The 11871-nt window shown below is 60.1% G+C and carries 9 protein-coding genes, 1 pseudogene and 2 riboswitches; of the genes and pseudogenes, 7 read left to right on the top strand and 3 right to left on the bottom strand.

What is annotated here, in order from left to right; translation table 11 throughout:
* Positions 1 to 225 (top strand): integrase core domain-containing protein (locus DDA93_RS15240; protein ID WP_165802656.1); only part of this gene is annotated, 225 nt, incomplete at its 5' end.
* 47 nt (positions 226 to 272) lie between these two features.
* A pseudogene (locus DDA93_RS15245) lies at positions 273 to 776 on the top strand (IS3 family transposase); the annotation flags it as partial.
* Between the two features lie 47 nt (positions 777 to 823).
* Here the strand turns inward: DDA93_RS15245 and DDA93_RS15250 are convergent.
* Positions 824 to 1906 (bottom strand): AraC family transcriptional regulator, encoded by a 1083-nt coding sequence (locus tag DDA93_RS15250; RefSeq protein ID WP_116779218.1) that lies wholly within the window; start codon positions 1904 to 1906, stop codon positions 824 to 826.
* Positions 1907 to 2462: 556 nt separating this feature from the next.
* Here DDA93_RS15250 and DDA93_RS15255 point away from each other — a divergent pair.
* Positions 2463 to 3575: an EAL domain-containing protein gene (locus DDA93_RS15255; RefSeq protein ID WP_116779219.1), complete on the top strand. Its 1113-nt coding sequence runs from the start codon at positions 2463 to 2465 to the stop codon at positions 3573 to 3575.
* A gap of 1299 nt (positions 3576 to 4874) precedes the next feature.
* Here DDA93_RS15255 and thiD read toward each other — a convergent pair.
* Positions 4875 to 5768: a bifunctional hydroxymethylpyrimidine kinase/phosphomethylpyrimidine kinase gene (thiD, locus tag DDA93_RS15270; RefSeq protein ID WP_116779220.1), complete on the bottom strand. Its 894-nt coding sequence runs from the start codon at positions 5766 to 5768 to the stop codon at positions 4875 to 4877.
* 529 nt (positions 5769 to 6297) lie between these two features.
* Positions 6298 to 6407, top strand: a riboswitch (TPP riboswitch).
* 2 nt (positions 6408 to 6409) lie between these two features.
* On the opposite strand from thiD, the gene thiC reads away from it, so the two are divergent.
* Positions 6410 to 8131, top strand: coding sequence for a phosphomethylpyrimidine synthase ThiC (thiC, locus tag DDA93_RS15275; protein WP_116779221.1), 1722 nt, complete (start codon positions 6410 to 6412; stop codon positions 8129 to 8131).
* 254 nt (positions 8132 to 8385) lie between these two features.
* Here the strand turns inward: thiC and thiE are convergent, their stop codons facing one another.
* On the bottom strand, positions 8386 to 9120 hold the full coding sequence (gene thiE / locus DDA93_RS15280; RefSeq protein WP_243400660.1) for a thiamine phosphate synthase: 735 nt from the start codon (positions 9118 to 9120) through the stop codon (positions 8386 to 8388).
* Between the two features lie 11 nt (positions 9121 to 9131).
* Positions 9132 to 9266: riboswitch (TPP riboswitch) on the top strand.
* On the opposite strand from thiE, the gene thiO reads away from it, so the two are divergent.
* The 3 genes from thiO (at position 9258) to DDA93_RS15295 (ending at position 11531) form a co-directional block, all read left to right on the top strand.
* Positions 9258 to 10517 (top strand): glycine oxidase ThiO, encoded by a 1260-nt coding sequence (thiO, locus tag DDA93_RS15285; RefSeq protein WP_116779222.1) that lies wholly within the window; start codon positions 9258 to 9260, stop codon positions 10515 to 10517. Its footprint overlaps the riboswitch before it by 9 nt.
* Positions 10514 to 10750, top strand: coding sequence for a sulfur carrier protein ThiS (gene thiS, locus DDA93_RS15290; RefSeq protein ID WP_116779223.1), 237 nt, complete (start codon positions 10514 to 10516; stop codon positions 10748 to 10750). The genes thiO and thiS overlap by 4 nt, the downstream gene beginning before the upstream one ends.
* Before the next feature lie 4 nt (positions 10751 to 10754).
* The gene (locus DDA93_RS15295; RefSeq protein WP_225668546.1) at positions 10755 to 11531 is read left to right on the top strand and encodes a thiazole synthase; all 777 of its coding nucleotides are present in this window, start codon (positions 10755 to 10757) and stop codon (positions 11529 to 11531) included.
* Positions 11532 to 11871: the final 340 nt, after the last annotated feature.

Genomic DNA, 11871 nt, shown 5'->3' on the forward strand with positions numbered 1-11871 from the left:
GCGTATGACAATGCCGCCGCGGAGTCGGCGTTTTCCACCCTGAAGAACGAGTTCTACCACCACCACAGCTTCGCCACCCGCCAGGACGCCCGCCGGGCGACCATGCGCTACATCGAAGTGTTCTACAACCGCTGGCGGCCCCACAGCAACAATCAAGGGCTACCCCCGGCAACAGCAATGGCCAACTTCACGACCCAAATCCAGCCGCTACCCGCAGCTGCCTAACCCCCGAAAAAACTAACCGGCTGTCTCACATCCTTGACACACCTCACTTCGTTCCGACGTGGGCTGGTGTCGCGTATGTCTGTTTCATCATTGACGTGTTCAGTCGGATGATCGTGGGGTGGCGGTGCGCGTCGCACATGCGCACGGAGATGGTCCTCGACGCGATCGAGATGGCACGGTGGGGCCGCGGCACCCACCATGGTGACTTGCGCTGTCACAGTGATGCGGGCAGTCAATTCACGTCGATTCGCTACGGCGAACGTCTTGCCGAGATCGGTGCGACGCCGTCGATCGGGACCGTCGGCGACAGCTATGACAATGCGCTGGCCGAGACCGTGAATGGCTACTACAAGACCGAACTCGTCCGCGGCCCCACCCGATCTGGTCCCTGGAGAACGGTTGAGGACCTCGAGCTAGCGACCCTCGGCTGGGTTCACTGGCACAACACTGAACGTCTCCACGGCTACCTCGGGGACATTCCGCCCGCAGAATTCGAGCAGGCGTTCTATGCTGGCAAAACCACCAACAATCAACTGGTGGAAATCAAATAGCGCGAGTCTCCATCAAACCCAGAGCGGTTCAGTTCCGGATGCCTTCGTTATTGAATCGGTTGCGACAACGAACTTTGGTGTAACCAGGTCCTCGCTCTCAGTGCCGCGGCGCCGGTCTGACGAGCCTCCGGGTTGTCCCGCACGTCACCTAATGACCACCCCGTCAGGTCTCTGAAAGCGCGTCGCATAGCCTGAAGGTTTGGGAATCCGCTTACTTGCGCTAAGTTCCTCAGCGAATGTATTCGAGAGTTCATGTCTGAGAGAAGGTCGAGAGCATTCAGCGTCCTAAAGGCACGGATGTATCCGTTCACCGACAGATCTTCGTCCCGAAAGAGGCTGTAGAGCGAGCGGCGTGAAAGGAATGAGTAGTCAACCACTGCGTCGACACCGAACTCCGGATTGTGGCAGTTCCTGCGTATATGGCTCTTAATGTTCTCAAGCCTAGCCAGCCTGAGGTCGCCGCTGTCTGCCGAGACCTCGAGGAGGGAGCTGGTCAGCGCTGTCATCATGGACCGAAAAACAGGTTGGAGACGGCTGGCTTCGTTGTCCAGCCCGCTTCGGTGCCAGTTATTCAGCGCAGGGATAACCAGCGCCTGCACCAAGGGGTTCTCACGAAGGTCCGGCACATCGAGCAGGCGCTTCATCGATTTTCCATCGAGGCCGAGTTGCGCACGGTCGATGTTGATGTGCGATGTAAGCATTCCGGCCGAAGCGAGAAAGCTCCCGGCCGACGATAGGTCTAAAAACCTTACGGTTCCCGGTTTAACAGCCTCCGACCGCCCATGAAAGTTCAGTGTGAGCGACGGCCCGCGAAAATGCACGAGGCGCAAGTCTTCCGAACTAAGATCTCGCTTCCAATAGACATTTGCCGGTTCATTGTCGAGTTCGATCAGGCTGAAGCCCGGGCCGTCCAGGCTTACCGCCGAAGGGTTAAAGCCGGACCTTAGGACGGCATCCGTTTTCTCCAGCCGTATCGGGGCCACCACAGCGCTCCCGAACCAAGTTCTCCAGTGCTCAAATCTGTCCTCCGGACTGTGCGACGCCGGAACGGTGTAGCGCGTGAAGCTCTGGTCAGGTGGGTTGCGCTGTGCAGACCCAGCCATACGCGTGGCTGGAAGTTTGCTTTCCATGAGACCTCCAATGCCTGGCCGGGTCTATCCCCGTCTCCGGAGCCGAATCCGGCTGCGGGATAGCTCAATGACAACTGTAGGGGAACCCGGCGATATGGGACGGCGTATGAGAGTTAGATCTCACCGCTGAGCCCCGCAGGCTGGGACCGTCCCCCGTCGAATATCCGGAAAGGAAGCTACGTTGCCGACACCGATTGGGCTTCGTGCACCGGCTGGAACGTAGATGGCCAATGTCTGCACAGATCGTACCGACCATCTGGTTCTTGAGGCCGAATCGGCGCCTACGCTAATCACGAGGTGGAAACCGTTAGAAGTCGATATCGCAGGCGGGAGGGGTTCCCAGCTTGGGACACAGGGACTGCACGGCGTGCAGCTCCTCAGGCGGTGCTGCACGGGATCTTGTATTGAGAATCGAATAAGGGTCGAACCGGCATTCCGCAATGGAGTCTTTGGTATTCCACCGGAGCAGGGGCCCAGCACCAGACTTCTGCGTTGTGCCGGCCATGATGCCACCGACGTCAGTAAGAATAGCCCATGACAGGATAGAGCAGACAGCATGACCACGACGGGAAACAAGAGCTTCACCATCACGGCGTCCCGACCCTCACACCAGGAGCAGGCCAGCGGGCTGGAGCCACGGCCGCGGTACCGACCATCGACACGGTTTCGTCAGCGGCCCGGCCAGCGACCGCCAGCCGCACACGGGTGGCGCGCGCGGTCCGGACCACTCTACGCGGCGCGGTGGTTCGTTGCAGTCGCCTGCAGCGCGGCATTGTTTGTCGCTAGTAGGCGGTTGTCGGCGTTTGTCGCTAGTAGGCGGTTGTCGGCCATCTTCGGACTCCCGTCGCGGCTCGGTGGACCCAAACAGGAGGACCAGACCGAAAGCCGCCTCACTGCTGCAAAGGCGCGGGCCCGTATCGACAATGTGCTTGCCACCCGAGCTTTGGTGACCGCGTTCCAGCCCATCTACTCCTTGGATACTGGCGCGGTCGTGGGTGCTGAAGCGTTGACACGTTTTGTCAGTTCGCCCGTCCGGCCACCAGATACGTGGTTTGCCGAGGCGGAGACTATTGGACGCGGGTTAGACCTTGAATTCCTTGCGATGGCAACTGCATTGCGCGCGGCCGGGCTGCTCCCTGAGAACTTGTACATCTCAGTCAACCTTTCACCCCATGCCTGCCTTGACCCAAGGCTGTCCGACATCTTGCTGCAATCCGGGCTACCCCCGAGGCGCATAATCATAGAGATCACCGAAATGGCCGCCGTGCCTGAGTATGCGCCTCTGCTGCTGGCCCTCGCGGAACTACGGGGATCCGGGCTGCGGATTGCGGTCGACGACGCCGGCGCCGGTTTCGCAAGCATGCGCCATATACTTCAACTCCACCCCGACCTTATCAAGCTCGACCGCAGTATCGTCTCCGGCATCGACAACGATCGGAGCAAGAGGGCTTTCGGAACCGCGATGGTCAGCTTCGCGCAGGAAACCTCGGCCCAGCTGATTGCCGAAGGCGTCGAGACCCAGACCGAACTCACCACAGTCGCGGAACTCGGTATCGACTCCGCGCAAGGTTACTTCCTCGGCACTCCCTCAGTCAGTCCCGCGGAATGGCTCGGATGGACGCGCCTGGCCACAACCAGACCGTCGCCCGGACGACCAAAAATCGACTGAGGACAGGCGACAGACGTCCACAGCCCAAATATGCAAGCGGAATACCCGCACCTGAGTGCTCTGGAGATCGCGCCCTGAAATGAAGACTTTCCTGGCTGCACTGCAGCATGTCGCCGACGAGAAGGACCCGCAGGTTGGCCCACTGTAGGCCGATGTCCACCTCCCGGACCGGGTTAACGCGGCCTTGTGGTTCAGCCAGATCACGGCAAGATAGGCGTAGGAGGCCGCACACATCAGCCATGTCGGCCACTGACTCAGCCGGCCAGCCAGCAGCCCCCCCGGGCTCGGTCTCTGGCGGCGTAAGCTCGACTCACCGATGGCTTACGCAGGTGAACAGCCTCCTCAATGAGATCCGGTCAATTCAAGGGACCGGGACCGCACGGTCGCTCCCACGGCGGACACCCATCATGAAACCCGCCACCGCGAATAACGCACCGGATTAGGTACGATGACGGCCACTCCTTGTGAACGTCGGAGCCAGCCAGATGCGGTATGAACCGCCCCGGGACGGTCCTATCATTGAAGACCTCACGTGCGATGAAGCGTTTGAGGCAGCGGAGGATGTCCTTTTTCGAGAGACCTTCGGCCAAGCGTCGTTGCATGTAGTCGATGGTCCGTGGGTCGTAACGGAGTCTGCAAACCGCGATCATGTGGATGCCTCGATCACGACGAACCCACATGAAAGCCTTCAGGGCCCCCCGACGGTAAGCAACGGACGTACCCGCCTCATAGACGATCTAACCCAGCGCCTCGCCAATCAAGAAGCAATCCGCCACCACCTGGCCCACACCGTTCTGACCTTCCTGGAACCTTGCGTCAACGCTGAGTCAAGCTGCGATCCATCAACACACCCATTCCCTTACACGCAGCGGCTCCTCAACGCAGCCATACGCGACCTCGATGACATAGACAATCATCTGGATCAGATCCGAGCCCCACCCACAACAAGCTCCCCCTGACCACGAACACCCGTCATAGTCATAGACCCACGCGTCAAGCTCGGATCTCCGCAGCGTAATCCGTTCCACTCATTGAAATGAAACTCCACCCCTGACGGGGAACGACCAAAAAGCGGAGCCGAGAACCGATCCCACGCTCGGTGAAGACGACTCATCCACAGATGATCAACCCTTCGGGTGGTTGGGTCCCCGGGTAGGAGTCCAGCTGGCATGAGCCCTCGTCGGTAGTCCGATGGCACCTCTGGATGGCACCGAATCACCTACGGCTAGTTCTTGCCGGGAGTCTCGTATTCATCGTCGGACTTATCGGCCCCGAAACCGACAGGACGCGCCCTCTTCCCTAAGGCGTGCTGCTGTCCTGGTTGTGCTGCAGGGTATGGGCCGCGGCCCATAGCTGGTGGAAGTGGTTGATAGGCCCGTTGCCGTGTCCCACCTCTAATTCGTCGGCGTGGGTGAGTGCGTCCTGTAACCAGTTCTTCGCCTGGCGGACGGCATCGGCCCAATCACCAGTGCGTGCCATGACGGTAGCGACGGCGGAGGACAAGGAACACCCGGTTCCGTGAGTGTTTTTGGTTGTAACCCGAGGGTGGATGAATTCCACGACGCTTTCGCTGGCACTACCTATCCGACCGGTGACATCTACGAGTGCGTCGGGACTGGATTCTGTTGACAGGTGGCCGCCTTTGACGAGCACAATTGTTCCCGATGCCGTGGACAGCTTCTTGCCCTGTTCGATAGCTGCAGGCCAATCCTCGGCGACTGGTTCATCCACCAGGACCGCGAGTTCGGGAAGATTAGGGGTGACCAGATCCGCTTGGCTCACCAACTCCCGTAACGCGGTTTCGGCGTCGGCGGCCAGGAGCCTGTCCCCGCTGCTGGCTACCATGACGGGATCCAGTACTACCAGCGGCGGGTGGACTTGACGGAGCCAGTCCCGGACGACAGCGATGGTTCCCGCATCTGTCAGCATGCCGATTTTCACGGCGTCGAGAGTGACGTCATCGCTGACCGCTTCGAGCTGTTCAATCAGGAAATGTGCCGGCGGCGTGTGAACGGAACGGACACCGAAGGTGTTCTGTGCCACGAGGGACGTGACGACCGCCATTCCGTACCCGCCCATGGCTGCAATGCTTTTCAGGTCGGCCTGGATCCCGGCACCACCGGTCGGATCTGTTCCCGCGATGCTGAGGACCCGCGGTATGCGGTGCAGTGTTGAAGCCTCTAGTAACACCATTCCTCCTTAAGCGATTCGGCTGCGGTCCGGGGATCGTCGGTTGCGCAGACGGCTGAGACAACGGCCACCCCCGGCGGCACCGGTATCACGCAATGAACGTACGTCAACGCGGCTGATACCCGCGATAGCGACGCAGGGCGATGTGCTTGACTGCCACCCTAGCCTTTCAGCATCCCGTTCGTAGAACAGCGCCAGGGTCCCCAACGGATGCGGTTAGGAACAGCCCTTTTGCAGGGTGTCTGTTTCCGAAGGGTTAAGCGTAGGCAGCAGCGAGACTACGGTCATTTCCGGTAGAACGGGAGCTTGGGCGTCTACTAGCCAAACAGGGCGAATGAAAGCATTGTTGGCCGCAGGAACCTTTCCGGGTAATACCGGGGAAGCGATGCGTTTGATGCTCGGATTATCTACGGCCATCGTTATTACTCACTGCTCCCACAAGTTGCCCGTTCGAATCGATTTATTCGAATTTGTTCATTGTGTTGGGGCCGGACCGCAGGTCCCACTTTTCTGGGTAGGGGTGTTATGGTCGTTTTATCCACACGGGTGCCCTGTTGCAGGGGCTGAGATCGGGCTGAGGCAGTCCGCGACCGTTGAACCTGTCCGGGTAATGCCGGCGAAGGAAGTAGGAACCTTTGAGTGCTATGAATTCGCAGTCCCTTTCGTATGTTCACGATTCCGAGCATGGGCTGGCTGTACCGGTCACGGAAATCGCCCTCGACAACTCACCGGGCAACCGTCCTAACGAACCACTTCGCGTCTACCGCACCGCCGGTCCAGGTAGTGATCCGGTGGTGGGCCTGCCGCCGCTGAGGCAGCCCTGGATTGACGGCCGGGACGACGTCGAGCAGTATCAGGGGCGCGAACGGAACCTGTTCGACGACGGCAAGTCGGCGGTCCGCCGGGGCCGTGCCAGCCAGGAATGGAAGGGTGTGCAGCCCATCCCGCTGCGCTCCCGCGACAGGAAGATCGTTACGCAAATGCACTACGCGCGTCACGGGGTCATCACCGAGGAGATGCGGTTTGTCGCGTTACGCGAAAATTGCGACGTCGAACTGGTCCGCTCCGAAGTCGCAGCCGGGCGCGCGATCATCCCCAACAACATCAATCACCCCGAATCGGAGCCGATGATTATCGGCAAGGCCTTCCTCGTGAAGATCAATGCCAATATCGGCAATTCGGCGGTCACCAGTTCCATCGCCGAAGAAGTCAGCAAAATGCAGTGGGCAACCCAGTGGGGCGCAGACACCGTCATGGACCTTTCAACAGGAGATGACATTCACACCACCCGTGAGTGGCTCATCCGCAACTCCCCGGTGCCCATTGGCACCGTACCCATCTACCAAGCACTGGAGAAAGTGAACGGCGAGGCTAACGACCTGACCTGGGAAATCTTCCGCGACACTGTTATTGAGCAGTGCGAGCAGGGCGTGGACTACATGACCATCCACGCCGGAGTGCTGCTGCGCTACGTTCCCCTCACCGCCGAGCGCGTCACTGGCATCGTATCTCGGGGTGGATCGATCATGGCCGGGTGGTGCCTAGCTCACCATCAAGAAAACTTCCTGTACACGCACTTCGATGAACTGTGTGAGATTTTCGCCCGGTACGACGTCGCCTTCTCACTCGGTGATGGGCTGCGACCCGGGTCCATCGCGGACGCCAATGACGCCGCGCAGTTCGCCGAACTGGACACCCTTGCCGAGCTAACGAAGCGGGCCTGGGCGTACGACGTCCAGGTCATGGTGGAGGGACCTGGCCACATCCCCTTCCACCTGGTCCGGGAGAACGTGGAAAGGCAGCAGGAATTGTGCAACGGGGCCCCCTTCTACACCCTCGGCCCGCTCGTCACCGACATCGCGCCAGGTTACGACCACATCACGTCAGCAATTGGGGCGACCGAAATCGCCCGGTACGGCACCGCCATGCTCTGTTACGTGACGCCGAAGGAACACCTCGGCCTGCCCAATCGAGACGATGTCAAGACAGGAGTGATCACCTATAAGATCGCCGCGCATGCCGCCGATCTAGCCAAAGGACACCCGGGCGCTGGGGAGCGGGACGACGCCCTCTCAAAGGCACGCTTCGAGTTCCGGTGGCGTGACCAGTTCGCGCTTTCGCTGGACCCCGAGACGGCTGAGCAGTTCCACGACGAAACACTTCCTGCCGAACCGGCGAAAACTGCACACTTCTGCTCAATGTGCGGACCGAAATTCTGTTCCATGCGGATCTCCCAGGACATCAGGGACCAATTCGGGGGCGCCGCGGCGCAGGAAGCTATCGCCGGGATGGCAGGAAAGTCCGCCGAATTCCGCGCCTCAGGCGGCAAGGTTTACCTTCCCGAGCCCGTTCTACCCCAAACCTAGAAAGCACAAAGTAGCCATGGGATCAACCGTTGCCTGCTCAGGCGGGTCGCGGAGATGAGACCTTTGCGGTACTTGTAGTAGCCCTGCGCCTCCGAATTTGTTGGTCCTTTGCTCTAAGTTCCGTTTTGTATCCAAGGGATGAACTACCCCGGGTGCCGAAAGCTCAACCCGAGCCACAGCTTGGGACTGTTTCATCAACGGTGTGTCCCTTATGCAGCAAGGTAAAGGTTGATCGGCCCTGACACGTGGAAAGGTTAGGTGAGCGCCGGGAGGGCTGATTTGAGGGACCTGGCGGCGGAGGATGGGTCGTCGGCTTCTGTGATGGCTCGTACCACGACAACCCGGCGGGCCCCGGCTTCGACGACCTGGCCGATGGTGGTGTGATCGATTCCTCCAATGGCAAACCAAGCCCGTGGGGATGAGGTCTCGGCCGAACGTGCTGCTGCGTAACGCACCAATTCAAGCCCGGAGGGAGCACGGCCAGGTTTCGTGGGTGTAGCCCAGACAGGGCCGGTACAGAAGTAATCCAGCCCACTTGTGGTCATGGCAGCGGCGACTTGGGCCGGGGAATGGCAGGATAGACCGATGATCGGTTCGGGGCCTAATAGCTGCCGGGCGTCAGGTACTGGCAGATCTTTTTGTCCTATGTGGAAGACCGGTGCGCCGCTGAGTCGGGCGATGTCTGCCCTGTCATTGGCGGAAAAGAGTTTGCCGTGTCGATCCGCTGCCGTACGCAGAGCCGCGAGACAGGCGAGTTCTTCGACTGCGTCGATCTTTTTGTCGCGAAGCTGGATGATATCCACACCACCGGCATAGGCGGCGTCGACGAACTCCGCGAAGTCGCCCCTTTCCTTTCGTGAATCCGTGCACAGGTACAACTGCGCTGATGCGAACTGTTGCCGGTGCAGGGCTGCCGTACTGACCGTTGACGACGTGCCACCGTCGTTCAGATCCGGCGGGAGGGGGAAAACATCTGAGATAAAGGCCATACGCCTTAGACTAATAGCTCCACGGGAGCCCGATCTTCCGCCAGTGTTCCTACACTCGCGGTCGGTAGGGCTGAGAGGGCGTTCGACGCCGACCGTACGAACCTGAACCGGTTAAGCCCGGCGTAGGAAGGACTCTGATGACTATTCATAACCCGGACCGCCTCGCGCACACCGTCATTGTCGGTGGCGGGATCATCGGATTGGCCATCGGTTGGGAGGCCAGCCGTCGCGGCCACCAGGTCACGCTGATTGATCCCGCGCCCGCTTCCGGAGCTACCCAGGCTGCGGCGGGGATGCTGGCCCCGGTCAGTGAGTTCCATTATCAGGAAGAATCCTTGCTGGACCTGACGCTGCCCTCGGCCCGGGCATATCGAGACTTCATCACGGAGCTGGAGGCCGCATCCGGGATTGGGACCGGCTACCAGCGCAGGCAAACCCTGGTCGCCGGTATCGATGCGGCGGATCGGCAGGCCCTGACCGACCTGCGCTCTGCCCAGTCAAGTCTTGGACTTCAGGTGGAAGTACTCACCACTAGTCAGGCGAGGCGTCGGGAGCCGCTGCTCGGCCCGCAGCTATCAGGAGCGTTCCTGGTTCCTGAGGATCATCAGGTTGATCCGCGGGCAATGGCCGTTGCCCTCCAAGCAGCACTAGCCAAACAGACGACCGCGCGCACGGTGCCCGTTTCGGTTTCCGCACTTATCCATGACGATGCTACTGACCGTGTTGCTGTGACCGGTGTGTTGCTAAAGAACGGAGCGCGGATTGATGCTGATGAGATCATCCTGGCTAACGGGCTCGGCGCGGTAAACATTGATCGCCTGCCGACAGGGCTACGGCTACCGTTACGTCCCGTGTACGGGGACATTCTCCGCCTGCGCGTACCCGAACACCTTAGACCGCTCATAACCTCCACGGTCCGCGGGTTGGTCCGCGGGTCGTCCATATATGTGGTGCCCCGGCAGGATGGAACGGTGGTGATAGGTGCCACCCAACGGGAAAACGGATCCGCGGGGCTTTCCGCGGGAGGTGTCTACGAACTACTCCGAGATGCCCAGACGCTGATCCCGGCAGTGGCGGAACTCGAACTGCTCGAAGCCCTCTGCCGCCCCCGACCGGGAACCCCGGACAACGCTCCCCTACTCGGCCGGTGCAGGGACCCAGACGGCTCCGAGGTGCGTGGACTTGTGGTCGCTACCGGTTTCTTCCGACACGGAGTGCTGCTGGCACCGATCACCGCCCGCCTCTGCGCGGACCTGATCAGCCAAAAGATACCGGAGATCGACATCGAGCGATTCCGACCCGACCGGTTTAGTAACCCCGGGCACTTCGCCGAAGCGTCCCGTCCTCATGCTTCCCGTCATAACAGTTTTCCTGATGAAGTACGGATTGCCCTATGAGCTTCACCTTAAACGGACAACCCCGGAATACCGTTTCGGTTTCCACCCTCAAGCACCTAATCACCGAGCTGACCGGCCGTGAGTTGACCGATGCCGGGCAACCAATCGATAAAAAGCAGTTGGGCATAGCCGTTGCAGTCAACGCCGAGCTCGTACCCCGCACCCGGTGGGTTGAGGTAACCATCCAGAACGGTGACGACATCGAAATTCTTACCGCCGTCCAAGGAGGATGAAACATTGACTGACAACGACGCGTTAACGATCGACGGGGTTGCGCTTAGCTCCCGGCTGATCATGGGAACCGGGGGAGCCCCAAGCCTGGAAGGCCTGGGGGCGGCCCTAGCAGCATCGGGAACGGAACTGACAACCGTGGCGCTGCGAAGGTACAACCCCGAGACGGGTGGGTCCTTGTTCGAATTACTCAACGAGCAAGGGATCCGGATATTACCGAACACGGCAGGATGTTTCACTGCCCGCGAAGCGGTCATGACCGCTGAACTGGCGCGGGAGGCACTGGCAACGGACTGGATAAAACTTGAAGTAATCGCCGATGAACAAACCTTGCTACCCGATGCGCTGGAACTCATCCAGGCCACCGAAACACTGGTCTCGAAAGGCTTCAAGGTCTTCGCATACACCAACGACGATCCCATCCTGGCCCGACGACTAGAACAACTCGGAGCGACTGCCGTTATGCCACTGGGATCCCCTATTGGGACGGGGCTAGGTATCCTAAACCCCCACAACATCGAACGAATCGCCTCAAGGGCAACAGTTCCGATAGTTTTAGACGCCGGGATCGGCACAGCCTCCGACGCCGCACTGGCAATGGAACTGGGCTGCGACGCGGTCCTGCTCGCCACAGCAGTCACCAGAGCACAGAACCCGATAAAAATGGCGACAGCCTTCAAACACGCCGTTATCGCCGGCCGGCTCGCCTCACAAGCCGGCCGGATACCCAAACGCACCCACGCCCAAGCCTCCTCCCCCGCCCAAGGTCTCCCCCACCTCTAACAATGTGCTGATATCCGAAATCCGTGACAACGGGTACGAAAAACCCTTTCTACGCTGAACATCGAGAGATCGGCGGCGTCCGCCGGGATGAGATTTGTGGAGATCACAATTGTCGACTTTGCTGCAGGGTGTGCTGCGTTATCGAGTGACAGTGTCCGGATACGTAACACTCGCCTTCACCGATGCTGGCAGAGAAGTGACTAGACGTCCAGGAGTGCCGTCATCGAGAGGCTGGCCGAAGATCGATTCCGCGTTTGCACAAATGATGCAGCGCATGCCAGCCAGCATCGATCAGTCAATGTCCTTGATGCCACCCGACAGGAAAAACTGCAGCCTCAGC

It is taken from the genome of Arthrobacter sp. Bz4, from assembly GCF_003075455.1.
GTDB lineage: Bacteria > Actinomycetota > Actinomycetes > Actinomycetales > Micrococcaceae > Arthrobacter_D.